This window comes from Sediminibacterium roseum, assembly GCF_009939005.1.
GTDB lineage: Bacteria > Bacteroidota > Bacteroidia > Chitinophagales > Chitinophagaceae > Sediminibacterium > Sediminibacterium roseum.
This window is the reverse complement of sequence record NZ_JAACJS010000015.1, coordinates 1,493,536-1,520,178: the sequence shown is the minus strand read 5'-3', so window position 1 is coordinate 1,520,178 and position 26,643 is coordinate 1,493,536. Positions and strand designations below refer to the sequence as shown.

The following is a 26,643-nucleotide window of genomic DNA, read 5'->3' as shown; positions in this document are numbered from 1 at the left end:
ATATTTTATGATGAAGCGATCAGTTGTTGTTACTTACTTACTTGTATTTGCCGTTGCAGTGGCGCATGCACAAAACAATACCTCTCCTTATTCCATCATCGGTATTGGCGATCTTGAGAAAAGTATGTTTGACAGGACATCGGGAATGGGTCATGCCGGTATTGCGCTTTCTTCAAACCGGTTCCTGTACCAGGGCAATCCCGCATCGTATGCAAAAATAGATGAGCATTATTTTTATGTGGAGGTCTCATCTCGTTTTAAAGGTGTTGCTTACTCGGGCGCGCCGATCACCGATCCTACGCAGGCCAATTCTTCTGACCTGCAGTTCAAAAAAATTGTACTGGCCATCAAGCCGAAACCGAAATGGGCGCTGAGCATCGGGTTGCTTCCTTTCAGCACATCCAACTATTCCTTTTATGGAAAGAAAACGGTGCAGGGAAGCAATTATACTGCAGATGCGTATTACGAAGGATCGGGAAGCACCAACCAGTTTTATGTGGCCAACAGTTTTGCATTGACAAAAAACTTTTCAGTGGGGGTGCAGGCGTCGTACCTGTTCGGACAAATGGAAGAAAAAGAAACACTGGCGGCAACGGTAAGCGACACATCACTTATTACCACGAGGAACATTTACCTTGGAAGCCCGTACCTGAAACTGGGCGCGCAATACAGGATCCGCTTGAACAGGCAATGGGATGTATCGCTCGGTGCCACCATCGCCAACAAAACACGGCTTAACGCGAACTACGACCTGGAAGTGAAGGAGGGCACGACTACCATCATCAGCAATGCGTCTTACAAATCCAATTATTTTACCATCCCGCTAACCTATGCGGGCGGGCTGGCGGTAACGTATAAGGATGCGTATACATTCGCCATTGATTACGACCACCAGGACTGGAGCAACCTGAATTACAAAGGCATCAGTTACTCGCTGGTAAACAGCCAGAAGATCGCCGCGGGGTTCGAGTATTCAAAAAAACAGCGTTACCTCGATCAGTCGTTTGAAAAATATTTTTTACAGACAGGAGTATTCTATAACAATTCTTACCTCAGGATTGCGGGACAGCAGTTGAAAGACTTTGGCGCAACATTCGGGGCCGGTGTTCAGCTAAACAGGAGCGGCCTCGGTCTGCAGGGTTCGGTAGAAGTGGGGCAGCGGGGAACAACGGCTGCAAATCTCATCAAAGAAAAATACACACAGGTCAATTTTACGATCAGTTACCGCGATTTCTGGTACTCGCGGAAGATGAAAAAATACAATTAGGACCGGCGTTTTGTAAGATGGTTAGATCGCGCATGCGACTGGCATTTTAGATTAACTAAGGGTGCGGGGAAGTATTCTTACTTCCCCAATTTTTTTATTACGGCGGGATCTTTTTACCTTCAGAAGATGAAAACCCCCATACTCGCTTGTTTTTTCCTGTTGATGTTCCAGGCAAATGCGCAAACCAATGCACCACGTTATAAATTGGCAAGATCCGGCGGCAAGCTGCCTGCGCTGTTGTATGGGCTCGGCGCCGACAGGCTCGGCGGCGCCAAGATGGGGTATATTGATACGAACATTATTCTTCGTGTGGTAGATTCTACGAAAGACATGTACAATGTTCAGCTCTCAAAATTCCATTCGGCCTATATCGAAAAAATATACCTGAAGTTCGACAGCATACCTGCCGAAAAGCCTTTTTACCTCACAAATTCCTTCAGCGTAAAAGGAGATACCGCCGCGGATGTGGTGGCCATCAGCATGGAAGAAAAGTTGCCTTATAAAAGCTGGATGGAGATCAACCCTTCAAAGATCATGGTTGATATCTATGGCGTGCAGAGCAATACCAACTGGATAACCCAACTCAAATCTTTGAAAGAAGTAAAGAATGTTTATTACAACCAGGTAGAAGATGATGTGGTTCGTGTTACCATTGAACTGGTTCACAAACAGCATTGGGGTTACAGCATTGGTTACAACGGGAAATTCCTCACCATCCGCGTTAAGCGCCAACCCCAGAAACTCGACCTGCGTTTTATGAAGATAGGAATTGATGCGGGCCATGGCGGAACCAATGCAGGTACCGGCGGCATACGTTCAAAGTACGAAGAGAAATATTACACGCTGTTGTTTGCAAAGGCGCTTCAGAAACTGTTGAAATCAAAAGGCATCAGGAACGTTGTGATGACGCGAACGGCAGATACTACATTCGACAACAAGGACCGCATCCTGTTTATGCAGCATGAGAACCCTGACCTGCTGATCAGTTTCCATTTGAACTCGAGCGGCAATCCGCAGGTGAGTGGCGTGAGCACCTACTACAAACACATCGGCTTCCGACCGCTCACGCAATCGATACTGAACCGCATGCTCGAAACAAAACTGAATGAATTCGGCAATGTTGGAAACTTCAATTTTGTGCTGAACCAGCCCACGGATTTTGTCAACACACTCCTCGAGGTTGCCTTTATGAGCAATGAAGACGATGAGCGCAAGGTAATGCGCAGCTCCTTCCACGATGAAGTGGCTACGAAAGTTTATTTAGGTATGCTGGACTGGTTGAAAGGATTGAAATAACCACGAGCCAAAAGCTTACTGCTTATGGCTCGTGGCCTGGCATTCAATGCCTGATGAAACGTTCAAAAAATTCCATCGTTCTCAACATCTGGTCAATGCGTTGCCTGTTGTTTCCGCTTCGGGTAAGTTCGTGGGTGCCGCCGGGGTGGCGCACGTATTCAACCGTGCGGCCGAGTACTTTCAAACTTTTGTATAACATTTCGCCCTGTATCACACCCGTACGCAGGTCGTTTTCTCCATGGAAGATCAGGTATGGGGTATGGATGTTCTCAACATAATTGATGGGTGATTCTCTCAGGATGTTTGCCCTGGTTGCTGGCTCCCAGGGATAACCGCCAAAATAATTCGGCACCAGCCGCCATGCATTGCCCTCGCCGAAGAAAGTGGCAAGATCGTACACACCGCGTTGGGAGCAGGCGGCTTTGAAACGCTGGTCGTGGCTGATGATCCACGCCACAAGATACCCCGCGTAAGAGCCACCCGTAACGGCAAGTTTAGAAGTGTCTATGAAACCTTCGCCAACGGCCTTGTCGAGATAAGTGAGTACATCGGAAGTTGGGCCCTTGCCCCAGTCGTTCACATTCGCGCGCAGGAATTCTGCGCCGTAGCCACCGGAACCTCTCGGGTTGCCGTAAACAACAACATATCCTTTTGCGCAATAGTATTGAAACTCGTGCCACATAGACGATTCGCCTGGTCCCCACATCGCGGTTGGGCCGCCGTGGATATTAAGGATGGCGGGGTATTTTTTGCCTGGCTCATAATTGGTTGGTTTCATGATCCAGTATTCAACCGTCAATCCTTTCTCATTTACAAAACTTCTTTTCTCCGGCAGGCTTAGTTTTTTTGTTTTGATCCAATCGTTGAAGCTGCTGAGTGTCGTGTTTGTTTTTGTGGTGAGAGAATAGACATAAAGCTCGAATGGATTTGTTGCCATTGTTTTTACATATACGATCTTGTCTTTGTGCAGGTCAAACGAGCTCACGCCGCCGGCTGTTGTGGTGGTAATGCTGTCAACTTTTTTTGTTTGAACATCCGCGCGGTAAATAGGAGCGCCCCCGTTGCTTTGCGCGGTGAAATAAATGTACCGTTCATCTTCGCTCCAGCTGAGGTTTCCTTTGTTCCTGTCAAATGGAATGTTTACGATGTCTTTTGCCGAGCCGTTTACGGGTATCACGCCAAGCATAGGAACATCAACAAACGCAGTGGACCCATATTGAAACGCGATCCATTTTCCCGAAGGCGAGAGTTTGGCGCTGTTGTAGCTTTTGCCTTTCTCACCGAGGATCATTTTTGGCGTTTTTGTGAGCAGATCTATGATAAAGATCTCGCTCTCGAGCGAGCGGTCGGGATGTTCCGTCGAGTCTATATCGCCCGTTACGAGCAGGTGTTTCCCATCGGGTGTAAACTCCGCACTGTTGAACCTGTTGAATCCGCGTGTGATGGCAACCGGTTGCGAGGTCCCGTCGCTGTTCACAATAAAAAAATGACTGAAAGACATGTCACCGCTCGTAGTGGCCTCTTCCTGGAAGTTGAGCTTGTCGATCACTTTTGCTTTTTTATCAGTGGCATTGTTTTCGAGGTAGGCGCGGATCTCGTCCATATTTCCATCAGGATCCGGTTTTGCATTGTTGGCGCGCAGGTTTGCATTTTTGTCGAACCCCGGTTTCTCATAGGGCCAGGCCGGCAATTCTTTTCCGGGGTTGAGGTCTTCTTTCAGCAGGTCCTTCAGCGTGAGCGACGAAGAGAAAAGGATCTGTTTGCCATCCGGGCTCCATTTGGGAGAAGATGCGCCGAATCTGAACCGGGTAAGCTGTGTTGGTTCGCCACCGTCGAAAGAGAGAACAAACACCTGGGGTTTTGAATCTACTGTTCTTACAAAAGCAAGTTTTCTGCCATCGGGGCTCCAGGCCGGTTGGGAAGCGTTCTCTTTGGCGGTAAGGGCGCGTGGCGGTGCGGAACCATCTACCGGCGCCACATAAACCTGGTTCACGTACTTGTATTCCCATTTGGTATCGCCATCGGGCTCGATGCTGTTGAGTACGAATGCGACCTTGCTTCCATCCGGGCTGAGGGTAACGCTGTTAAGCTGTTTGATCCTGAGCATATCGGTAACCTTGATCAATTCATTCCCATGCTGCGCCATGGCGGCATGGAGGGAGAAGGCAGCAAACAGGGACAGGATCTTTTTCATCGAAATGTTTTTTTGAAATAATAAAAAAAGGGTCGTCAACCGCCAACGCCTGGTGTTGAACGCCGTTTGTGAATTTAGATAATTCTCTTCACGATTCACGAATGACGGTTCGCTACGCCGTATTTTTGGCCCTTAAACCTACCATCATGAGTCCACTAGTAGCAGAATTCAACAACTACCGCGAAAGAATGAACGAGGTGATCCTTAGCAAGAACAACCTTGTGATGAAACGCCTATGGAACCTCGATACCAATACCTACGAAGCGGGTGCGCTCGATAAAAAGACCAAGGAAATGCTGGGACTTGTTGCCAGTATGGTTTTGCGTTGCGACGACTGTATCAAATACCACCTCGGTAAAAGCCACGAGCTCGGTGTGAACACCGAGGAAATGTACGAGCTGTTTGCCGTGGCCAATATCGTGGGCGGAACCATTGTGGTGCCGCATACCCGCAGGGCCGCCGAGTACTGGGAGGCGCTGGTTAACAATTGAAAACCGGGAATTGGTACTATTTTAGGTATTGTAGCGTATTTTTAAGGGGGTGAGAACTTCACTCCCATGATTAATTGCTAATTTTCAATTATTAATTACAGCAACATGTCAGAAACAGCAACAACTCCATCCGCCCCTTTGCTTACAGCGAAAGATTTTGCAACAGACCAGGAAGTGCGCTGGTGCCCTGGGTGCGGCGACTATTCTATATTGGCGCAGGTGCAGAAAGTAATGCCATCGATAGGCATTCCCAAAGAGAATATTGTGATCATCAGCGGTATCGGCTGCAGCAGCCGTTTCCCGTATTATATGAACACTTACGGTATGCACAGCATCCACGGCCGCGCAACGGCGGTGGCGAGTGGATTGAAAGCGGCGAGGCCCGAGCTGAGCGTATGGATCGTTACGGGCGATGGTGACGGGCTCAGCATTGGCGGTAACCACACCATCCATTTGCTGCGGAGGAACTTTGATGTGAATGTGCTGCTGTTCAACAACCAGATCTATGGGTTAACAAAAGGGCAGTATTCACCTACATCAGAAGAAAATAAAATAACCAAGAGCACGCCGTTCGGCAGCATCGATCACCCTTTCAACCCGCTGGCGCTGGCCATGGGCGCGGATGCAACTTTTGTGGCGCGCAGTATGGACCGCGACCCGAAACACCTGCAGGCGATGCTCACCAGGTCGTACCAGCACAAAGGCTCCTCGTTTTTAGAGATCTACCAGAACTGTAATATTTTCAATGACGGCGCTTTTGAGATCTTCACTGAAAAATCTACCAAACCCGAAGAAACTTTGTTCCTCGAGCAAGGCAAACCATTGATCTTTGGCGCCACGCAAAACAAGGGCATAAAGTTCGATGGCATGAAGCCCGTTGTAGTTGAACTTGGCAATGGCGTAAGCGCAGACGATCTCTGGATACACGATGACCGCGATTTCTACAAGGCGCAAACGCTGGTTCGTATGTTTGACGACCCTGCAAAGAGCGGTGATCATTTCCCAAGGCCGTTTGGTGTGTTTTACGAAACAGACAGGCCCTGTTACGAAGATGGCATGTCGATGCAGATTGAAGAGGCCATTGCAACAAAAGGCAAAGGCAATCTTGATAAATTATTGCGGGGAAAAGAAGTTTGGGAAATACTTGGGTAAAGAAACAGGACAACAACATTCATTATCCGGATCCTATTTTACAGCGGCAAGGAACAAGAAGGGCTCAAGCCATTCCCGTTCCTTGCTTTTTTGTTTGCGTTATACCTGTACAAGTTCGTTCCTGATGGCGAACAGCACGAGGCCCACACGGGAACTTACTTTTAGTTTATCGAACAATGCATCACGGTAGCCATCGATCGTTCTCGGGCTGAGGTACATTTCTGCGGCGATCTCTTTGTACGATTTTTCTGTGCACAGCCAGCGGAGAAAAACTTTTTCCCGTTCGGTCATATCAAGCGCGATCTGTTTTTCGGCTTCTTCTGTAGGCTGCTGGTTGCCGGCTATAGAGTGAACGATGTTTTTGTAAAGGATATCGTTCATATAGATCCCTTTGTTTGCCACTTCATACATCGCGGTTTTCAGTTCGTCAACATCAGTGTCTTTAAGAAGATACCCTTTTGCCCCATTGCGCAACATGCGGATCACTGCCCGCTCATCGTGCTGCATGCTCAATGCGATCACTTTAACATCAGGATAATGCGTGGTGAGCCAGGCGGTTGTTTCGAAGCCGTTCATACCGGGCATCATCACATCCATCAAAACAAGATCGGGTTCGTTGCCGCTGCCGAGCATTTCCCTGAGCTGCGCGCCGTTCCCGGCACAGAACAAAACCGTGTACCCGTTGAGCGAATTGATCAGTTTCGCAAGCGCATCACGCATCAATACATGGTCGTCGACTAATGCAACCTTCAACATAAACAGCATTTAGAGAGGATAAAACCTTTTATTTCGCGCAGACAAATTGCACTTTTCCGCCAATAAAAAAAACAGTGTAAACACTGTAAATTTTTCGGGTAATAATACGCTTGTTCAGGGTTGGGTGTCTTAATAGTTTTGCTTCGTGACTAAAAGTTTATAGCTGGGCTTTTTCTCACTTTCAGTTTTTACTGGGGGCTTACACACAGAAAAGGCGGTCTCAGACCGCCTTTTTGTTTTACATGATTATTTTCAGAACAGGATCCGCGATTGGGTAGCTTGTACCTTAAGCTTCCATTGCTTTGGCAGCGTTCGCAAGTATTTTCTTCTTTTTCCAGTTGTACCAGGGATGCGGCATTGTTTTTTTCATCAACGTATCAATGCTGCGCATGCCAAACAGGTTCCATACACCGTTCAGTTTGCCACCGAGCGAGGGCTGCAGTGCGCGCAGGCTCATTGCGAAGCCGCTGTCTAAATATTCCATGTGGTGCCAGTAGCCGGCGGGCATAAACAGGGTGTCTCCGTGTTCGAGTGTGAGGTCAAAGCCTTTCGCGTTTTGTAAGGCGGGAAACTGGTTGTAATCAACCTTGCTTTTTTCAGGATCGTAATAATTGCTGAAATCGGCGAGGCTCAATACTTCAAACGGCTTGCGGTAGAGTTTGTCTTTTTCCTCGTTTGGAAAAAGAAGCACCCTTTTTCTCCCGGCAAACTGTGTGTGTAAAATATGGCTCACATCAATATCGAAATGCATGTGGGTGATGGAGGTTTGCCCGCCGGTGAACAGCATCGGGTATTTCTTCACAAACCCCTTCATCAGCTCTTCCGGCCAGGTAAAATCGTTGATCAGTTCCGGCGCATGGTCAAAAATATTAAAGAGAAAAATGCGCCAGGCCGCCGGCCCCTGTTTGATCATGTCGATGTATTCCCCAAAGGTCTTGTAATCGTCCGCGGTATTGATGGGCGTATAGGCATCACTTTTGATGTTGTTGTAAAGCGCAACTTTCTGGTTGCCCACCAGGCTTTTAAAATAATCCCAGTTCCATTTGTGGTAGGCTGGCCAGTTTTTTGCAAGGTTACGGATAACCAGCGGCCGCATCGGGTAGTAATAGTTTTCCCTGAAATCGTGGGCACTGATCTCGTCTACTACATCAACCGGTTTTAATTGCATGGGAACGGGTTTTAAGGCAAAGGTAAGTTTTTTGATTATTTATGGCTTTGTGCAGCTGGTACCGGAAGCTTGCCGCTAAATTGTAAATTGCAGATATGCTTCTCCACATCCACCCAGATAACCCCAACCCGCGCCACATTAAAACAGTGGTGGAATGTTTGCTGGATGGGGGTGTAATCATTTATCCCACCGATACGATCTATGGATTGGGATGCGACATCTTCCAGCACAAGGCCATAGAGCGTGTTGCGCGCATCAAAAACGTGGATCCGGCAAAGGCGCAGTTGAGTTTTGTTTGTTACGACCTGAGTGACCTGAGCAAGTACACCAAAAGCATTTCCACGCCCCTGTACCGCATACTCAAGAACTATTTGCCCGGACCTTATACCTTTATCCTGCCTGCCAGTAAAGAAGTACCCAAAATACTGCACAGCAAGAAAAATACGATCGGGCTGCGCGTTCCCGACAATAACATTGCACGTACCATTGTGCAGGAACTGAACCACCCGCTTCTATCGGCCTCATTACCGGGAGAAATGGTTGAAGAATATACCGACCCCGAACTCATGCATACCAACTTCGGTAAGCAGGTAGATATTGTGATCGATGGCGGAATCGGCGGTATGATCCCTTCAACGATCGTTGACTGCACCTCCGATTCGTACGAGGTTACCAGGCAGGGCGCGGGAACATGGGAGGAATAAAGCATTCAACACTCCAGTTCCTCATCCTTCACTCTCAATTCAAATTCATCCAGGTCCGGGATGCCATCGAACAGGCTGGGTACGCGTGGGTCGATGTTGTAGCTCATGCGGTGGTATTTGCAAAGGCCGTGTTTTTCAATGGCGGTGCGGTGTTCGGCGGTGCCGTAGCCTTTGTTCTTATCCCAGCCATAATGCGGAAACTCTTCGTGCAGCTGCTGCATATAGGCGTCGCGGTACGTTTTGGCGAGAATACTGGCTGCAGCAATGGAGGCATAAATACCGTCGCCCTTTACAATACAATGGTGGCGAACATCTTTGTACGTAACAAAACGGTTCCCATCGATCAGCAGGATTTTAGGCTGGGGATTGAGTTGGTCGATGGCAAGATGCATCGCCTTGAAAGAAGCCTTTAAAATATTGATCTGGTCGATCTCCACGTTGTCGATCCTCGCAACCGCCCATGCCGTGGCAGATGCTTCGATCACTTCACGGAGTATTTCGCGGTCCTTTGCTATTACCTGTTTGCTGTCGTTAAGCAAGGGGTGATAAAAGTTTTGCGGCAGGATAACCGCTGCTGCAAATACGGGTCCCGCATAACAGCCCCGCCCCGCCTCATCGGCTCCCGCCTCCCTGAATCTTTTCTGGTGATACGCTTTTAACACCCAACAAAATTTGAGTAATCCGCAAAACTTTCCAAAAACAAATTGTGAAAGTTAGGCACAGCCTTGAAAAAACTTGTATCCAAAAGCCTGCAACACAGCCCCAAAACCTCGTAGCTTCGCTTTAATATGAGAACAGCAACAGAACGTTCGCAGAGGGCCGTGGCAACCTGGTTATTGGTGGGTGTGGGCATGATCGTGGTACAGATCGCGCTCGGTGGAATTACCCGTTTAACCGGAAGCGGGTTGTCTATTACACAGTGGGATGTTCTTACCGGCGCCCTTCCGCCGCTCAACGAACAGAAATGGATGGAAGAGTTCGGGAAATACCAGCAAACGCCGCAATACCATCTTCTCAATTTCGATTTTACACTGGCCGATTTTAAAAAGATATTTTTCTGGGAATGGTTCCACCGTTTCTGGGCGCGGTTGTTTGGTGTTGTGTTTGCGGTGGGGTTTGCCTGGTTCCTTATTAAAAAAGCGTTCAGGAAAGAAATGATCATACCCTTGATCGTTCTGTTTATAGTAGGGGCCATGCAGGGACTGATCGGCTGGATCATGGTAGCAAGCGGCCTCACCGGCGATGCCATCTACGTAAAGCCCACCCGGCTGGCCATGCACTTTATTTTTGCATTGGGGTTGCTCTCCTATACCTTCTGGTTCGCATTGCAGTTATTGGTAAAGAAAGAACAGATCGTTCACAACAACCCGCTGCGCAAATGGAACATTTTTATCCTTTGTGTGCTTGCGCTTCAACTCATTTATGGCGCGCTGATGGCAGGCCACAAAGCCGCAACCGCCGCCGCAACATGGCCCACCATCAATGGCGACTGGGTTCCGGGTGGTTTGATGCGCGACACACCCGCTGCTTTGAATTTTATCGACAATAAAATACTCATTCATTTTATTCACCGCGGACTTGCGTATTTTTTATTTATCTTGATCGTGTTGTGGAGCGGCCGGCTTTTCAAAACAAAAGGAACGCCCCTGTTAGAAAAAACAAAATGGCTCCCGCTTGTGATCGTGACGGCCCAGGCGCTGCTTGGCATTGTAACCGTGTTAACCAGCCCCGGTATCGTACCCGGCCGCTGGGGCACATTTGAGTGGATGGCGCAATTGCACCAATTGGTAGGCATGTTGTTGCTTTTGTCGCTTGTATGGACCTTGTACCTGATTCGAAGAAAATGAATATAACAGCGGGCCTTCCCGCCCGTGGTAACAGTTTCGCGACGCTTAGCCCGAAAGAAACAAAATGAAAAAATACCTGCTCGGCATCTGGCATTCGTTGCCTATACAGTTGTTCCTGCTGCATTTTCGCAGGTACCAGGTGTTTTTGATCTTCTGGTATATCCTGTTTGCAACGGTTGCCGGATCATTCATGTTCACTTTTGGCGCCAACTCACTTTACCTGGCTCCTGAATACCTGGGGGAAGTTACCCCGCTCAGTACCGCCATTGTTGGTTTTGCGATCGGTGTGTTTATCATGAGCTGGAACATCACCACGTTCATCCTGCACAGCAAGAATGTAAAATTCCTGGCTACAACAGCGCAGCCTTTCCTGAAATATTGCATCAACAATGCCCTGATACCGCTCTGCTTCCTTGTTTTTTATTTTGTGAAAGCGGTACACTATGCCCGCTACCAGGAATTGCTGCCCGGCGCGGATATATTGTTCCTCGCGGGCGGTTTTGCAGGAGGCATCATTGCTTCGATAGCCATTGCCTTTATCTATTTTTTTGGTGCAGACAAGACCATCTACCGCAGCATGAGCGCAGTGATCACCACGGCCAATACGCATTATGCCGAAGTGGTTCAGAAAACACAGCTTCCCAAAGAAAAAACGGAGCTGAATGTAGAATGGTTCCTCAGCGCAAAGTTCCGCCTGCGCAAACCACGGGATGTGCGCCATTACAGCGATGATTTCCTTCAATCCGTTTTTAAACGGCACCATGTTGCAGCTGTGATCGCCATTGCCGTTGCCTTTCTTTCGCTGATACTGGTTGGCTTCACCTCCGATGCCCGCCTCTCGCAAATACCCGCCGCCGCAAGCATTACTGTTTTCTTCGCGATCGTGATCGCTGTTGCCGGCGCACTTACTTTGTTCCTGCGCAGTTGGGCCATCCCCGTATTGGTGTTGTTGTACCTCGGGTTGAATGTGCTTTATAAGAAAGAGATCATCGACCCGCGCAACAAGGCATATGGGCTCAACTACATCGATAAATCAAACCGCCCTATTTACGACCGGGAAACGATACGAAAGCTGGCCAGCGACAGCAACATCAATGCAGATAAAAAATATTTCCTCGGCATATTAAACAAATGGAAGGCAAAACAGAAAACCGATAAGCCCGTTCTTTACATCATCAACACAAGTGGTGGCGGCGCTCGCAGCGCTGTGTTTACGATGAATACCCTGCAAAGGCTCGACAGCCTGTTTGGCGGAGAACTGATGAACCAGACCGTTCTCATCAACGGGGCCTCCGGCGGAATGCTCGGCGCGGCGTATTTCAGGGAACTGTACTACGAAAAGGTACGCGGCGCAAACATCAACCTGCAGGATAAACAATATGTTGAAAACATTTCGAAAGACCTGCTCAGCCCGCTGTTTGCTTCTTTTGTTACACGCGATATGATCGGCCCCGTGCAGAAGTTTGAGGCAGGTGGTTTCCGGTATGCCAAGGACCGCGGTTATGCATTTGAACAGAAACTGAACGAGAACACCCATTACGCGCTTGCAAAAACATTGAACGAATACCTGCTTCCCGAATCGGAGGCAACCATACCAACCATGTTCTTCAATTCGGTGATCAACCGCGATGGAAGGAAGATGATCATGAGCACACATCCCGCCCGCTACCTCATGCGCCCGCAATCGGATACAAACAACATCAGCGGGGTAGATGCAGATGCGGTTGATTTCAATTCCTTCTTCAGCAAACAGGGGTCGATGAATGTGAACATACTGTCTGCACTCCGTATGAATGCAACGTTCCCTTATGTGTTGCCCAGCGTATGGCTCCCCACCAACCCGATCATTGATGTGATGGACGCAGGGCTGCGCGATAACTTCGGGCAGGAATCATCGTTGCGGTTTATTGAGGTGTTCAAAGACTGGCTGCGCGAAAATACCAGCAAAGTGGTGTTGCTCCAGATCAGGGACAGGAGCCTTGGCGATTGGGATAAAACGGCAGAAGGCGACCTGATCAATTCACTCACACAACCTTTTTTGATCCTGCAGAGCAACTGGTACAAACTGCAGGATTACTACCAGCACGATCAGCTCGAATATCTTTACGATGCGTACGGCCCGCAGTTTTACCGCGTGTGTTTTCAATACGTGCCATCCAAACTTGACGCGCCGGCGAGTTTAAGCTTTCACCTGACAACCGCGGAGAAACGGGATATTGCGCGGGCGCTTGAGAACCCGGCAAACATGAAGGAGTTTAAAAAACTGGAGAACATCCGGAACAATAAATAGCTCTTGCTGTTTACGGCTGTATCAACCGGAAACAATCTTTCAGCACCTTGATGTTGAATTCATCTGCCGTATCCCTTGGTTCGCCATCAATGTGCAAAGGCGCGTGTTTCAAGTTTTTTACGGTGAGGGAATCGGTTTGAAAATAGATCACGTTCTTCTTTGTCATATCCTCCACCAGCTGGTTCAGTTTGTTGTTGCCACGCACCTGTTTCAGAATAGCGAACGGGAGTTTTGCCTTGTTCATTTTTTGCACCACAACAATATCCAGCAAACCATCATTGATCTCGGCTTTGGGCGCGATGGTAAAATTGTTTCCGAACTGGTTGCTGTTGGCGATGCTGATGAAGAATGCATCGCTGAAAAAAGAGAAATTATCAAGGATGATCTCGAACTGGTATGGATGCGCCTTGAAATAATTTACGAGGCTCTGCTGCGTATACATCATCAGGCCCCTGCTCGATGCATTCGCGAAATCATGCGCCACCTGCGCATCAAAGCCAATGCCGGAGAGCATGCACGAGTATTGGTTGTTGATGAGAAATGCATCCACGTGCCTGGCCGTTCCTGCAAACACCAGCGCCAGCGATTGCTGCGGTTTCATGGGGATGCAGGCCGAACGTGCCAGCCCATTGCCCGAACCAACAGGGATGATGCCAAAGCGTATGTCTATCTCGCGGAACGCATCGGTAACCTGGTTAACGGTTCCGTCGCCACCTATGATCACGATATCGGTGAAATCTTCTTTTGCAACTTTTTCTTTCAGGAAATCATAATCGCCCTGCGCATTGGTGGCAACAATCTCAAAAGGAATTTCCTGCGCCGCAGTTTCTCTTTCGATGAGCTTTTTAATGCCGTCCTTTTTAGAGGTGCCTGATATGGGGTTGATCAAATAAAGTATCTTTCGGTCACTCATCACTGATGGTTCTTTTGCAAATGAACAAATAAAAATACATCTTGTTCATTTGTCTTTGATATGAGGGAAATATTAACAATAGTGCATCCTGACTTGTGATGCATTTATATCATTGCATAAAAATGTACACACCACAGGTTACCATTTGATCAGCGCGCTCGCCCAGGTAAACCCGCTTCCAAAAGCGGCAAGGCAAACAAGGTCGCCCTCGCTGATCTTTCCTTTTTCCCAGGCCTCGCATAGTGCAATGGGCACAGAGGCCGCAGTGGTATTGCCGTATTGCTGGATGTTGTTGTACACCTGTTCATCCGACAATTTTAATTTCTGCTGCACAAACTGGCTGATGCGCAGGTTGGCCTGGTGCGGAATAAGCATATTGATATCGGTTGACCGGTATCCATTTTTATCCAATGCTTCCATGATCACTTCGGGGAACTTGACCACAGCTTTTTTGAACACCGATTGTCCATCCATAAAAGGGAAATTCTGTGCCTTGTCGATCATTGCATGGCTCATAAACATCTCTCCAATGGGTGCATCGTCGAAGTCTGCATAGTTCTGTGCGGCCCAATGGTTGGCATGGGTGCCGGGGTTGTACATAGCGAGTATTTCTGCAGATTCGCCATCGCTGTGTAAATGCGTGCTTAAAATACCCTCGTCCTCTTTTTCTGTGGGCTGCAATACAACGGCACCTGCGCCATCGCCGAAAATTACGGAGATGTTCCTGCCGCGTGTGCTGAAATCGAGACCGAAAGAATGTTTCTCACTGCCCACCACCAGTATGTTTTTATACATGCCTGTTTTGATAAACTGGTCTGCAACACTGAGTGCGTATAAAAAACCACTGCATTGGTTGCGTACATCCAGCGCCCCAATCTCTTTCATTTTCATTGCGCGTTGCAGCAGTACGCCGCATCCTGGAAAATAATAATCGGGAGAAAGGGTGGCAAATACGATGAAGTCTATTTCCTCAGGCGTAGTGCCCGCGCGTTCGATCGCGATCTTTGCGGCTTCTACACCCATCGTGGTCGTGGTTTCGCCGGTACGATCGGCATAACGGCGCTCTTTGATACCGGTGCGTTCCTGTATCCATTCATCGCTCGTGTCCATGTATTTGGTGAGGTCGTTGTTGGTAACAACATGGGCCGGTACATACATACCAATGCCGGCTACTTTGCTGCGGGGCATAGACAATCGTTTAGAGGATTGAAGATAGCGAATTGTTCGGGTAGCGGGCCGCGGCTTTTGACCGGTTCAAACACGGTCGTTTAAAAACGCATGGCTGGCGGCGCCGGCAAACCTTACAACTCTTTTGGCACGCTTACTTCTTTCAAATGCAGGATGGTTTTGAGAAAATCCGCTGTTTCTTTTTCAACGCTTACAATGTCTTTCGACTGTATGGGCGATGCGATCACGTGGCTGCCGGCCTCGGGGATGGCTACCATGCGTTCCTGGTTCTCGGGCGTGCCGAGCGAGGCCATCATGTCCTTCATCGGGCCCACTTTTACAACATCATCCTGGTGTTTCTCGTCCTTGTAATAATACAACAGCAGCGTTGGCTGTTTTACGGCGCCGAATGTTGCGTTGTTCATGGATGTTTCGAGCAACTCTTCCAGTTGAACCGTTGCTTCGAGGCGGTACTGTTTGTTCCAGTATTGTTTGTAGATGTCTGTATTGTTTTTTGCGGTGTTGAAGTCGCTGCCCTTTACCAAACGCGCGATCTGTAGTCCCCAGGGGTTGTTCAAAATCCACGCATTCGGATCGTTGATGGCGATGTTGGGCGAGTACAATACCAACCCCGCAATTTCAGGATAAGCGGCGGCCAACTGCAACGCAAGCGTTCCCCCGGTTGAGGTTCCCATTACGATCACTTTGTTGCCCAGTTGTTTTGCAATGGCGTAGGCCTGTTTGGCCGATTCCCAAAGGCTCTCGGCGGTCATGTTGATGAGTGCATCGGTGGTATCGATACCATGTTCAGAGAGGCGGGAGAGGTAAAGATTGCATCCAAACTGTGCGGCGATCCTCCTGTGTACGGGATTGCCTTCTTCCTGCGAGGCGCTGAAGCCGTGAAGGTAAACGATGGCGTATTCCGTTTTTTGTTTGAGCGAATCGTTTGCCCAAACGATCCTTGCTTCGTTATCGGGCTTGAGTTTGTGTGCCGATTCCTGTTGAAGGATGAACTGCTCAAGCCCCGCATCGATCGCCGGCACCACCGGCAATTCTGTTCTGTAATCAGGGCTCGAAGGTTGCGGGCCGAGCAGGTAGATGATCATGAGCGCAACAACCACGGTAAGAAATCTTCGAAGGATACGCATGGGTACGGGTTTGTTTTTAAAGGTACAGATTTTTAAACTGCGGGCTGCGCACCGGGCGCCTTTTACCCGCGCCAAAAAAAACAGGGGCGATGGCCCGCAGCTCGCGGTGCACGGCTTATCTTTAAGGTACCATGACCACTGCCACCCAACGCTTCACCGCCCTGGATGTTTTTCGAGGGCTAACAATTTGCCTGATGGTGATCGTAAACACACCCGGCGATGAGGCCTTCAGTTTTGCGCCGCTGCTCCATGCAAAATGGAACGGTTTTACGCCAACCGATCTCGTGTTCCCCTCGTTTTTATTCGCGGTAGGCAATGCGATGAGCTTTGTTTCGAAACGATGGATGCATCAAACCAACGCACAGGTGCTCACAAAGATCTTTAAGCGAACGGCGGTTATTTTTTTATGCGGTTACCTGATGTACTGGTTCCCGTTCGTGAAAAATATGGATGGCGAATGGATCGCAAAACCCTTTTCCCATACGCGTTTGATGGGTGTGTTGCAGCGCATCGCATTGTGCTATTGCATTGCATCGTTGCTGGTTTATTTTTTCAAAACAAGGGTGGTGGTTTTCATCGGCATCGCATTGCTCCTGTTGTACTGGCTGATTGCCGTGTTGTTTGGCGATGCGGCGGACCCGTTCGGCATGACCACCAACGCCGGCTATAAATTCGATTACTGGCTCATCGGTGAAAACCACCTGTACCACGGGGAGGGGATCGCTTTCGATCCCGAAGGGCTCCTCAGTACAATGCCGGCAGTGGTAAATGTGCTGGGTGGTTACTTTGTCGGACTTCATCTTCAGAAAACAAACAAAAGCTACGAGGGGTTGACGAAGCTGTTGCTTACGGGCTTCGCATTGATCGCGATCGCTTATTTCTGGAACTTCCTTTTTCCCATCAATAAAAAATTATGGACAAGTTCTTTTGTCTTGCATACGGTGGGACTGGATTGTATGATATTGGGAGCGATCGTTTTTCTCATCGACAGGAAACCCACCGCCCGCTGGCCGCGTTTTTTCGAGATCGCAGGAAAAAACCCGCTGGCCATTTATCTTTTTTCAGAATTGCTGGCGCATGGGCTGGAGGCCATCCCGGTTGGCGAAACCAATTCGCTGAACTGGGTTTACACGAACAGTTTCATGTACCTCCCGGATTACTGGAACTCCCTGCTTTTTGCCATTGCCTTTATGCTGGTGTGCTGGGCATTGGGTTATTGGATGGATAAAAAGAAAATTTACTGGAGAGCCTGATGCCTTTTATGATTTCAGGCTAATAATAAGGTAGCTGCACCGCACTGTTCAGGAACGCATAGCCACCAACCCTGGCTTCAAAGCATAAGAAACGTGCCCGGCAACTACAGCGAGGCGACTGGAAAACGCCCCATTTTTGACCTTAAAACGTTCATCTTCAGCAGTTTCTATGTAAATGGTTGTGATACAGTCAATTATGTCATATTTATGTTAACTTCTTTGCCCCTCCGTTGTAAAAGCTTACCTTTGCAGCCTCAAATTTTTACATGGAAATAAGAAACATTGCCATTATCGCGCACGTCGATCATGGTAAAACAACGCTGGTAGACAGGATCTTGCAGACTACCAAAGTATTCAGGGACAACCAGGAAACCGGTGAACTGATCATGGACAGCAACGATCTTGAGAGAGAACGTGGTATCACCATCTTTAGTAAGAATGCCGCAGTGACGTACAACGACGTTAAGATCAACGTTATTGACACACCGGGCCACAGCGACTTTGGTGGTGAAGTGGAGCGTGTATTGAAAATGGCCGATGGGGTGATCCTTCTCGTGGATGCGTTTGAAGGTCCCATGCCGCAAACCCGTTTCGTATTACAGAAAGCGCTGCAGCTTAACCTGCGCCCGATCGTTGTGATCAATAAAGTAGACAAAGAGAACTGCCGTCCTGATGAAGTGCACGATGCCGTTTTCGAATTGTTCTTCAACCTCGATGCTACGGAAGAGCAGCTCGACTTCCCTACTTATTATGGTAGCGGAAAGAATGGCTGGTTCAACGACAGCCTTACGCAAACAGACAATATCCTCCCGTTGATGGATGGCATCATCAAATATGTGCCACCACCAAAAACAAATGAGGGGCCATTGCAAATGCAGATCACTTCGCTTGATTACTCATCTTTCCTTGGCCGTATTGCCATTGGTAAGGTAACGCGCGGATCGATCAAGGAAAACCAGACGATCGCGTTGATGCAGGCCGATGGTTCCATCAAAAGAAACAAAGTGCGTGAGTTGTATGTGTTTGAGGGAATGGGCAAAAGAAAGGCAACAGAAGTAATCGCAGGAGATCTTTGTGCGGTTGTGGGCCTGGAAGACTTCAACATCGGCGATACCATTGCAGACATCGATACACCGGAAGCGTTGCCGGTGATCAGCGTGGATGAGCCAACCATGAGTATGACCTTCAGCATCAACAACTCGCCCTTCTTTGGTAAGGACGGAAAGTTTGTAACATCGCGTCACCTCCGCGACCGTTTGATGAAGGAAACAGAAAAGAACCTTGCGCTCCGCGTAGAAGATACAGACAGCGCCGATAGCTTTAACGTATTCGGGCGTGGTATCCTTCACCTCGGCATCCTGGTAGAAACCATGCGCCGCGAGGGGTATGAGTTGACAGTAGGTAACCCGAACGTGTTGGTGAAAATGATCGACGGAAAAAAACACGAACCATACGAGAACCTCGTGGTGGATGTTCCGGCAGAATTCAGTGGTAAAGTGATCGATCTCGTTACCCAGAAAAAAGGAGAGATGCTCGTGATGGAAAGCAAAGGCGAAATGCAGCACCTCGAATTTGAAATTCCTTCAAGGGGCTTGATCGGCCTGCGTTCACAGATGCTTACCAATACTGCCGGCGAAGCCGTAATGGCTCACCGCTTTATCGATTACAAACCATGGAAAGGCCCGATCCCGGGAAGAAACAATGGTGTACTGATCGCTAAGTTTGGTGGTGTTACAACAGCCTATTCGATTGACAAGCTGCAGGACCGCGGCGCTTTCTTCGTAGATCCTACAGAAGAAGTGTATGTTGGGCAGATCATCGCAGAACACATCAAACCAGGCGACCTGAACGTGAATGCAGTGGAAATGAAAAAACTCACCAACCACCGTGCAAGCGGAAGCGACGATGCGGTACGCATTACGCCGAAACTGCAGTTCACACTCGAAGAGTGTATGGAATACATTCAGCAGGACGAATGCATCGAGGTTACGCCTAAAAACATTCGTATGCGTAAAGTGGTACTGAACGAGGAAGAAAGAAAGAAAAGCACAAGAAGCATGCAGAGCGAAGCAGTAGGATAAGCAACGCTTCTTTACCATAGTGAACGCTTCCCGGCAACGGGGAGCGTTTTTTTTTTGTGGAAGGGATGTTGCGGTTTACCGGTTTTCCGTTTCGTTTTCTCCAGGAGAAGGTTGAAGGTCTTTCAACAGGTTGTTCGTTCCGCAATTGTCGCCATCGCAACAGGGCAATGCGTTGGTGAAACATACCGGGCACTGGTAGTGGCCGTGTACATGCACCAGCTCAACCAAGTGGCCGCAGAATAAACATTGTTGGGGCTGCATACTTTGAAGGTACGTTATAAAGCATTCGCAACGAAGGCTTGCGCCGATAAAAAGACAAGGACCAGGAGCACAAGTCGCAAGTATTAACCCTGCCTCCTGCATTCCTGATCCTTGCTCCTTAACACATCGCCGTCACTCACAACGGCCAGGTTAATTAGTTAGCCTTGCTAACGCTCACATTCTCGATCACTTCTGTAGTAACGCTTACTGCGAATTTTTCTTTGTAAGAAGTTTTGCTGTCTTCGATAACGAAAGCGTATTTACCGTTCTCGAATTTTGGCAGTTTGAAAGTTTTGTCGAACTGCTTGTCGCCGTAAAAACTTTTGAACAGTAATTCACCGTTTGCGTCAAGAACCGTAAGGTTGAAGGTGTTTCCGGCCGGGTTGCTGTACTTAACGTTGAACGATAACAGGTTTTCTTTATCGGTACCTGTATACTTTACTTCTGCTTTATCAGAAGTGGTGATTGTTTTACCGCCTGTAGAAGCGTTTGCAGTGAGAAACAAAGCGGCTACCAACACGTTGCCAAGTAAAAATCTTTTTGCGATTTGAATGGTTTGCTTTTTCATAGTGTTTTTTTTGAATGAATTAATAAATGGTTTGTTTGTGCATGGCGCTGCCAATGGCTCACAAAAGAAAATTGTTACATGGAAAAGCAAATCAGAAGAAATACAGGAGCTACCGTAACGGTGAAATGAATTGAAAATTCATGTTAGATGTACATCAGAAAAACCTGTATGATACTCTTAATACGCAGAGTTAAAAAAGGTAACCCAACAATTTTTGTAGGGTATGTTAACTTAATGTTACCGAATAATAATACGAACGTTCGTTCGCAAGCAATGAATGTTTGTCGTGCGGTTTATTGGCAACGCCTGTTATCAGGCTGGTTTGTTGAGTGTTTCCCAGAGTACATCTTTCAATTCTGTAAGTCCCTTGTTGGTTACAGAAGAAATGAACAGGTGGGGAATGCCTTCGGGCAGTTCTTTGGCGATCGCTTCTTTCAGTTCGTCATCAAGCATATCGCTTTTGCTTACTGCGATGATGAAATCTTTCTGCAGCATTTCCGGGTTGTATTCTTTCAGTTCGTTGCGAAGTATTTCGAATTCTTTTTTGTGATCGTTGCTATCGGCCGGGATTAAAAAAAGAAGTACCGAGTTTCTTTCTATGTGCCGGAGAAAACGGTGTCCCAATCCTTTTCCTTCTGCCGCGCCTTCGATGATGCCGGGGAGATCTGCTATGCAGAACGATTTTGAATCGCGGTAGGCCACCATTCCCAGTTGCGGTATCAATGTAGTGAACGCATAGTTGGCGATCTTGGGTTTTGCCGCGGTGATCACCGATAACAAAGTTGATTTGCCGGCATTTGGAAATCCTACAAGTCCAACATCGGCCAATACTTTCAGTTCGAGATTTTTCCATCCTTCCACGCCTTCTTCACCGGGCTGGGAGTGTTCGGGCACCTGGTTGGTGGGTGTGGCAAAATTGCTGTTGCCCAATCCGCCCCGGCCGCCTTTGAGCCAGATCACCTCCTGCCCGTCTTCCAGGATCTCCACTTCTATCTTTCCCGATTCTTCGTCGCGCGCAACGGTTCCCAAAGGAACATCGATGATGATGTCTTTTCCATCGCGCCCGGTGCAGTTGTTCTTGCTGCCGTTCTCGCCGTTTTCGGCCAGTACGTTTTTAAAATAGCGAAGGTGCAGCAGTGTCCACAGGTTGCTGTTGCCCCGCAGGATGATGTGCCCGCCCCGGCCGCCATCGCCACCATCAGGGCCGCCCATTGCGGTGAGCTTGTTGCGCATAAAATGTGTTGCGCCCTGCCCACCATGGCCACTGCGTGCAAAAATGCGGATGTAATCGATGAAATTGTTTCTTTCTGACACTGCTGGATAATTAGCTGCAAAGATAAAGCTATCTCGCTGGAAAGGCGGAAATGATTGAAGCCGCGTAATTCACTGCACTTACAGCCCCGGAAGCGTTGATGCTAGAGCCAATCCGTCATTTTTCGCCGTTTGTTTCGTTCCATGTTTTGTACATCGCCTCCTGTATTGCCCGGTTGGCAGGGATCTCCCGCAGCGGTTCCACTTCTTTCCAATGCAGGTGCATTTCATTGGGCAATGCCTGGTAGAGTTTGGTGCCCTCGGTTTTCCATTGGATCATTTCGTCTGTAACTTCTTTTATTTTTTTTGCGGGATTGCCCACCACCAGGCTGCGGCTTTCGAACACTTCATAGGCCTTGATAAAACTCAATGCGCCAACAATGCATTCATCACCCAATACCACATTATCCATCAATACCGCATTCATCCCGATCAAACAGTTCCTTCCAATGGTGGCGCCATGAATGATAGCGCCGTGGCCGATGTGCGAATTTTCTTTCAGCACAACAGTAATGCCCGGAAACATATGAATGGTACAGTTTTCCTGTACGTTTGAACCGTCTTCTATAACGATACCGCCCCAGTCGCCGCGTATGGCAGCGCCCGGCCCGATGTATACGTTTCGTCCAATGATCACGTTACCTGTAACAGCGGCCTGCGGATGAACGAATGCCGATTCGTGCACCACAGGGATAAAATCTTTGAATGCGTAGATCATTTTGTACAATTTTTTTAGATCAGCGTTTTTCCCGTGCGGAAACAGGTGCCCTTGAAATGCGCTACCGTTTCGTTGTGCTGGTTGGTAATGGTGATGAAGTAGAGGCCGGTGCTTTTCCCATTGTGGCTTTCCTTCGCTTCTGCAATGAGTGTATCGCCGGAATGAACGGCCCTGGTAAAATTCATGGCCGTATCCAACGCAACGGAAAGATTGTTGCGGTTGTTGCAGGCAAAGGCGAATGCGCTATCGGCAAAAGAAAAGGCGATGCCGCCATGTGCCGTTCCAAAACCATTGATCATTTCATCGCGAACGGTCATCTGTAGTTTGCTGTATCCCTCTTTTATTTCGAGCACCGTAATACCGAGCCATTGCGAGAACTGATCGTGCTGCAACATGTGGTCCACTACCTGTTTGGCATATAGGTCTTTGTCATTCATGTTATTCGCCTTTGAAAATGGGTGAACGTTTTTCAAGAAATGCCTGCACACCTTCTTTGAAATCTTTTGTACCGGCGGCTTTCTGCTGGTATTCATCCTCGAGTTGTAACTGTGCCTGCAAACTATTGCCGGCCGAATGGTTCAATGCCTGTTTGATGTAGCCCAGTGCTTTTGTTGGCATTTGTGAAAGTGTTGCTGCGATTTTTTTGCTTTCATCGGCAAACGTATCGTCGCTGAAGACCTTGTACAGCATGCCCATTTGCAATGCATCGGTGGCTGGTACTTTATCGCCCAGCATCATCAGCGCCGAGGCGCGTTGTGCACCGATGAGTCGTGGTAAATGATACGTGCCGCCGCTGTCGGGAATCAAACCGATTTTTGAGAAGGCCTGCATAAAAGAGGCCGATTGCGCAGCCACTACAACATCACCCGCAAATGCAATGTTAGCGCCCGCTCCCGCGGCAACGCCGTTCACTGCAACCACCACCGGTTTTGCAATGGTGCGCAGCCTTGTAACAATGGGGTTATAATGTTCGCCCAATATCTTCTGCATGCCCGGCCCATTGGGATCAACCACTTCAGCAAGATCCTGCCCTGCGCAGAAGCCCTTGCCTGCACCTGTAAGGTAGATGCAGCGGATGCTGTTGTCGTTTTCGCACTCGTCCAGTTTCTCCTGGAGCAACAGGGCCATTTCCCGGTTAAAGGAGTTTAGTTTATCTGGGCGATTCAAGGTAAGGAAGGCTGTGTTGGATTCAACGGAGAATAGTATGGAAGACATGGGATGGGTTAAACGGGTTAATGGTTAAAGAGGTATAACGAGTAAAGGTGCGTGTTTTTGAGTTTCCAGTAAATATCCGGCGCTATACTAATGGCACTTAAAATAATCAAATGGCTCCTTACAATCATTGCACTGGTACAAGGCCTTGCAGGCTGTGCTGCCAAATTGTGAAACCAGTCTTGTGTGATAGGAATTGCACAACGGGCATTGAACCGCTTCTTCTTCCTGGAACGAATCGGGTGTACAAACCAATTGTTTGTAATGTGGCGCAGCAATACCGTAGGCCTTTAATTTTTGTTTGCCGCTTTCGCTCATCCAGTCGGTTGTCCAGGCGGGTGATAATGTTTCAGTGATCCCGATGTTTTTGAAACCGGCCTCCAGCAGCGCCATGCGCATATTGATCTTCATTACATCAATGGCCGGGCAACCTGTGTAGGTGGGAGTAACAGCCAGCTGCACCTCCCATTCCTTGTTTTCATTCTCCCGCACGTCAACCTTCCTTACAACGCCGAGGTCGATCACGGAGAGTACCGGCACTTCGGGGTCGGGTACGGTTTCGAGCACCTGCAACACGCGCTCCCGAATCTCTTCGGAAAAGCCTGCACCGGGTATCGTATTTTTTTCAATCGCGTTCATCATGCTCACCATTCTGCATTTGGGTACGACCGTTGTAAAAACTGCATCTCTGCTAAAATAAACCCGAGGTGTTCTGTGTGCCTGCCTTGTTTGCCGCCCGTTTGCATCCAAGTGTCTGCCGGTGGAACGGGTAGTGTTGCTTCTTCAAAAACGGCAGTGATCTTTTCGGTCCATTTGTTTTTGACCGATGCAAGGTCAATGCCGGTACCGGTTTCAGCGGGAGATGGTTCATAGTGTGCAGGTATGAACATTTCACCTGTGAAGCTCCACAATTCATCAACGGCATGAAGCATGCGCTGCCTGCTCTCTTCTGTTCCATCGCCCAGGCGGATCACCCATTCGCTGCTCCAGCGCACGTGGTAGGTTACTTCTTTCAAAGCTTTTTCGGCAATGGCCGCTATTTGTTGATCGCTGCTGTTTTGCAATTGCTGGTAAAGAAAATACTGGTATGTGCTGAAGAAGAACTGGCGGAGGATGGTTTGTCCCCAATCCCCGTTTGGCAATTCAACCAGCAGGCAATTTTTGAACTCGGTCACATCGCGCAGGTACGCAAGGGAATCTTCCGTTGCGCCATTGCCGGTGAGTTGCGCGGCATACTGGTAAAAATTTCTTGCCTGGCCGATGCAGTCCAGTGCGATGTTCGAAACAGCGATGTCCTGTTCCAATATCGGGCCATGCCCGCACCATTCGCTGTTGCGGTGGCCGAGTATCAACGCATTGTCTGCTAGGTGGAGTGTATAATTTATCAGGTTGGTATCTGCCATAATCTTATGCCCATTCCGGGTCGGGTCACATGTGTTTTAATTCATCGGGCAGATCGTAAAAAGTAGGATGGCGATAGGCTTTGTCGTTGGCAGGGTCATACAGCGAGCCGCCCTCTGCCGGGTTGCTTGCATGGATGTATTTGCTCTCAACGGCCCAGATGCTTACGCCTTCCATTCTGCGCGTGTAAACATCTCTTGCATTTTCAATTGCCATCTGCGCATCTGCGGCATGCAGGCTGCCCACGTGCTTGTGGTCAAGGCCCTGTTTGCTGCGGATGAAGATCTCCCAGAGCGGCCATTCGGTTGGTTGTGTCATGGTGTTTGTTTTTGGCTAAGGCCCTGTTGCTTTATGCTGCTTTTACTGCTTTTCTTTTTGCTCTTTTTTCGGCATGTGCGTTTGCTGCTTCTCTTACCCATGCGCCCTCTTCCCATGCTTTTCTGCGTGTGTCGAGTCGTTGTTTGTTGCAGGGGCCATTGCCCTGTACCACCTGCCAGAACTCATCCCAGTTGATGGCACCAAAATCATAATGGTTGGTGGCGGCGTTCCATTTGAGGTCTTTGTCCGGTAAGCTGAGGCCCAATATTTTTACCTGCTCCGCGCAGATGTCGACAAACTTCTGCCGGAGTTCGTCGTTGGTAAAACGTTTGATCTTCCATTTCATGCTGAGGATGGTGTTGGGGCTCTCATCGTCTTTGGGACCAAACATCATTACACTCGGCCACCACCAGCGGTTGATCGCATCCTGCGCCATTGCCCGCTGCGCAGCAGTGCCCTTGCTGAGCGTTAACAGGATCTCGAAACCCTGGCGCTGGTGAAAACTTTCTTCTTTGCAAACACGAACCATGGCCCTTGCATAAGGCCCAAAACTGGACCTGCACAACGGAACCTGGTTCATAATGGCCGCACCATCAACCAGCCAGCCGATCGCGCCGATATCGGCCCAGGTTAAAGTGGGGTAGTTGAAGATGGATGAATATTTTGCTTTGCCGCTGTGCAGTTGCGCATACATCTCATCGCGCGAAATACCCAGTGTTTCGGCGGCCGAATACAGGTACAAACCATGGCCCGCCTCATCCTGCACTTTTGCAAGCAGGATGGCTTTGCGGCGCAGGTTGGGTGCGCGCGTGATCCAGTTCCCCTCGGGCAGCATGCCTACGATTTCGCTGTGCGCATGCTGACTGATCTGGCGGATCAGCGTCTGCCGGTATTTTTCGGGCATCCAGTCTTTTGGCTCGATCTTTATTTCCTTATCGATCTTGTCCTGGAATATTTCTTCTAGGTTCTTTTCCATCGTAAAACATTGACTGCTCAAAAATACGGAAAGAAAGGGAGCAACTAACAAATGTTAGCATGTAAAATCTCTTAAAATTTTTGCATTGTTAGCCGGATTGATGGCTGAAAAGCATGGCCCATGTTAGTGCCGGGTGGCAAAAGAAATCGGT

26 protein-coding genes are annotated in these 26,643 nt (G+C 48.7%); 9 read left to right on the top strand and 17 right to left on the bottom strand.

Annotation, left to right across the window (positions count from 1 at the left end; all coding sequences use genetic code 11):
- Positions 1 to 7: 7 nt before the first annotated feature.
- Entirely contained in the window at positions 8 to 1,267 is a 1,260-nt protein-coding gene (locus GWC95_RS17740) for a PorV/PorQ family protein (protein ID WP_161820047.1), read from the top strand.
- Between the two features lie 126 nt (positions 1,268 to 1,393).
- On the top strand, positions 1,394 to 2,563 hold the full coding sequence (locus tag GWC95_RS17735; RefSeq protein WP_161820046.1) for an N-acetylmuramoyl-L-alanine amidase: 1,170 nt from the start codon (positions 1,394 to 1,396) through the stop codon (positions 2,561 to 2,563).
- Positions 2,564 to 2,606: 43 nt separating this feature from the next.
- Here GWC95_RS17735 and GWC95_RS17730 read toward each other — a convergent pair whose 3' ends face one another.
- Positions 2,607 to 4,757, bottom strand: coding sequence for a S9 family peptidase (locus GWC95_RS17730; protein ID WP_161820045.1), 2,151 nt, complete (start codon positions 4,755 to 4,757; stop codon positions 2,607 to 2,609).
- A gap of 146 nt (positions 4,758 to 4,903) precedes the next feature.
- Between GWC95_RS17730 and GWC95_RS17725 the strand changes: the two genes are divergently transcribed.
- Together GWC95_RS17725 and GWC95_RS17720 are read left to right on the top strand one after the other, a co-directional pair.
- On the top strand, positions 4,904 to 5,248 hold the full coding sequence (locus GWC95_RS17725; RefSeq protein ID WP_161820044.1) for a carboxymuconolactone decarboxylase family protein: 345 nt from the start codon (positions 4,904 to 4,906) through the stop codon (positions 5,246 to 5,248).
- A 105-nt stretch (positions 5,249 to 5,353) separates the two neighbouring features.
- On the top strand, positions 5,354 to 6,400 hold the full coding sequence (locus tag GWC95_RS17720) for a 2-oxoacid:ferredoxin oxidoreductase subunit beta (RefSeq protein WP_161820043.1): 1,047 nt from the start codon (positions 5,354 to 5,356) through the stop codon (positions 6,398 to 6,400).
- Between the two features lie 99 nt (positions 6,401 to 6,499).
- On the opposite strand, the gene GWC95_RS17715 is transcribed toward GWC95_RS17720, so the two are convergent.
- Both GWC95_RS17715 and GWC95_RS17710 read right to left on the bottom strand, forming a co-directional pair.
- Positions 6,500 to 7,156 carry a response regulator transcription factor gene (locus GWC95_RS17715; protein ID WP_161820042.1) on the bottom strand — a complete coding sequence of 219 codons (657 nt, stop codon included), beginning with the start codon at positions 7,154 to 7,156 and terminating at the stop codon, positions 6,500 to 6,502.
- A 286-nt stretch (positions 7,157 to 7,442) separates the two neighbouring features.
- Positions 7,443 to 8,324, bottom strand: coding sequence for a cupin-like domain-containing protein (locus GWC95_RS17710; RefSeq protein ID WP_161820041.1), 882 nt, complete (start codon positions 8,322 to 8,324; stop codon positions 7,443 to 7,445).
- Between the two features lie 95 nt (positions 8,325 to 8,419).
- Between GWC95_RS17710 and GWC95_RS17705 the strand changes: the two genes are divergently transcribed.
- Entirely contained in the window at positions 8,420 to 9,028 is a 609-nt protein-coding gene (locus GWC95_RS17705; RefSeq protein WP_161820040.1) for an L-threonylcarbamoyladenylate synthase, read from the top strand.
- 5 nt (positions 9,029 to 9,033) lie between these two features.
- On the opposite strand, the gene GWC95_RS17700 is transcribed toward GWC95_RS17705, so the two are convergent.
- On the bottom strand, positions 9,034 to 9,690 hold the full coding sequence (locus GWC95_RS17700; protein WP_161820039.1) for a ribonuclease HII: 657 nt from the start codon (positions 9,688 to 9,690) through the stop codon (positions 9,034 to 9,036).
- A gap of 126 nt (positions 9,691 to 9,816) precedes the next feature.
- On the opposite strand from GWC95_RS17700, the gene GWC95_RS17695 reads away from it, so the two are divergent.
- The gene (locus tag GWC95_RS17695; RefSeq protein ID WP_161820038.1) at positions 9,817 to 10,875 is read left to right on the top strand and encodes a COX15/CtaA family protein; all 1,059 of its coding nucleotides are present in this window, start codon (positions 9,817 to 9,819) and stop codon (positions 10,873 to 10,875) included.
- Between the two features lie 64 nt (positions 10,876 to 10,939).
- Complete coding sequence (locus GWC95_RS17690; protein ID WP_161820037.1) at positions 10,940 to 13,165, top strand: patatin-like phospholipase family protein; 2,226 nt, start codon at positions 10,940 to 10,942, stop codon at positions 13,163 to 13,165.
- Positions 13,166 to 13,175: 10 nt separating this feature from the next.
- On the opposite strand, the gene GWC95_RS17685 is transcribed toward GWC95_RS17690, so the two are convergent.
- The 3 genes from GWC95_RS17685 to GWC95_RS17675 all read right to left on the bottom strand — a co-directional run bounded on the left by GWC95_RS17685 (position 13,176) and on the right by GWC95_RS17675 (position 16,393).
- A complete protein-coding gene (locus tag GWC95_RS17685) occupies positions 13,176 to 14,078 on the bottom strand; it encodes a diacylglycerol/lipid kinase family protein (RefSeq protein ID WP_161820036.1) in 903 nt (300 codons plus the stop codon).
- A 138-nt stretch (positions 14,079 to 14,216) separates the two neighbouring features.
- Complete coding sequence (locus tag GWC95_RS17680; RefSeq protein ID WP_202630311.1) at positions 14,217 to 15,266, bottom strand: 3-oxoacyl-ACP synthase III family protein; 1,050 nt, start codon at positions 15,264 to 15,266, stop codon at positions 14,217 to 14,219.
- 113 nt (positions 15,267 to 15,379) lie between these two features.
- Positions 15,380 to 16,393, bottom strand: a complete 1,014-nt coding sequence (locus tag GWC95_RS17675) for an alpha/beta hydrolase (protein WP_161820034.1) — start codon at positions 16,391 to 16,393, stop codon at positions 15,380 to 15,382.
- 131 nt (positions 16,394 to 16,524) lie between these two features.
- Between GWC95_RS17675 and GWC95_RS17670 the strand changes: the two genes are divergently transcribed.
- The gene (locus tag GWC95_RS17670) at positions 16,525 to 17,646 is read left to right on the top strand and encodes an acyltransferase family protein (protein WP_161820033.1); all 1,122 of its coding nucleotides are present in this window, start codon (positions 16,525 to 16,527) and stop codon (positions 17,644 to 17,646) included.
- A gap of 266 nt (positions 17,647 to 17,912) precedes the next feature.
- The gene (typA, locus tag GWC95_RS17665) at positions 17,913 to 19,727 is read left to right on the top strand and encodes a translational GTPase TypA (RefSeq protein ID WP_161820032.1); all 1,815 of its coding nucleotides are present in this window, start codon (positions 17,913 to 17,915) and stop codon (positions 19,725 to 19,727) included.
- Positions 19,728 to 19,802: 75 nt separating this feature from the next.
- Here the strand turns inward: typA and GWC95_RS17660 are convergent, their stop codons facing one another.
- The 10 genes from GWC95_RS17660 to paaA form a co-directional block, all read right to left on the bottom strand.
- The gene (locus GWC95_RS17660) at positions 19,803 to 19,988 is read right to left on the bottom strand and encodes a hypothetical protein (RefSeq protein WP_161820031.1); all 186 of its coding nucleotides are present in this window, start codon (positions 19,986 to 19,988) and stop codon (positions 19,803 to 19,805) included.
- A gap of 154 nt (positions 19,989 to 20,142) precedes the next feature.
- A complete protein-coding gene (locus GWC95_RS17655) occupies positions 20,143 to 20,556 on the bottom strand; it encodes a hypothetical protein (protein ID WP_161820030.1) in 414 nt (137 codons plus the stop codon).
- Positions 20,557 to 20,868: 312 nt separating this feature from the next.
- Positions 20,869 to 21,870, bottom strand: coding sequence for a GTPase ObgE (gene obgE, locus GWC95_RS17650; RefSeq protein WP_161820029.1), 1,002 nt, complete (start codon positions 21,868 to 21,870; stop codon positions 20,869 to 20,871).
- Between the two features lie 115 nt (positions 21,871 to 21,985).
- Complete coding sequence (locus GWC95_RS17645; protein ID WP_161820028.1) at positions 21,986 to 22,585, bottom strand: acyltransferase; 600 nt, start codon at positions 22,583 to 22,585, stop codon at positions 21,986 to 21,988.
- Between the two features lie 14 nt (positions 22,586 to 22,599).
- Complete coding sequence (paaI, locus tag GWC95_RS17640) at positions 22,600 to 23,022, bottom strand: hydroxyphenylacetyl-CoA thioesterase PaaI (RefSeq protein ID WP_161820027.1); 423 nt, start codon at positions 23,020 to 23,022, stop codon at positions 22,600 to 22,602.
- A 1-nt stretch (position 23,023) separates the two neighbouring features.
- Positions 23,024 to 23,800, bottom strand: coding sequence for an enoyl-CoA hydratase-related protein (locus tag GWC95_RS17635; RefSeq protein ID WP_161820026.1), 777 nt, complete (start codon positions 23,798 to 23,800; stop codon positions 23,024 to 23,026).
- Between the two features lie 87 nt (positions 23,801 to 23,887).
- Positions 23,888 to 24,439 (bottom strand): 1,2-phenylacetyl-CoA epoxidase subunit PaaD, encoded by a 552-nt coding sequence (gene paaD / locus GWC95_RS17630; protein WP_237722198.1) that lies wholly within the window; start codon positions 24,437 to 24,439, stop codon positions 23,888 to 23,890.
- A 2-nt stretch (positions 24,440 to 24,441) separates the two neighbouring features.
- Complete coding sequence (paaC, locus tag GWC95_RS17625; protein WP_161820025.1) at positions 24,442 to 25,200, bottom strand: 1,2-phenylacetyl-CoA epoxidase subunit PaaC; 759 nt, start codon at positions 25,198 to 25,200, stop codon at positions 24,442 to 24,444.
- 25 nt (positions 25,201 to 25,225) lie between these two features.
- Positions 25,226 to 25,516, bottom strand: coding sequence for a 1,2-phenylacetyl-CoA epoxidase subunit PaaB (gene paaB, locus GWC95_RS17620; RefSeq protein ID WP_161820024.1), 291 nt, complete (start codon positions 25,514 to 25,516; stop codon positions 25,226 to 25,228).
- Between the two features lie 31 nt (positions 25,517 to 25,547).
- Complete coding sequence (gene paaA / locus GWC95_RS17615; protein ID WP_161820023.1) at positions 25,548 to 26,492, bottom strand: 1,2-phenylacetyl-CoA epoxidase subunit PaaA; 945 nt, start codon at positions 26,490 to 26,492, stop codon at positions 25,548 to 25,550.
- Positions 26,493 to 26,643: the final 151 nt, after the last annotated feature.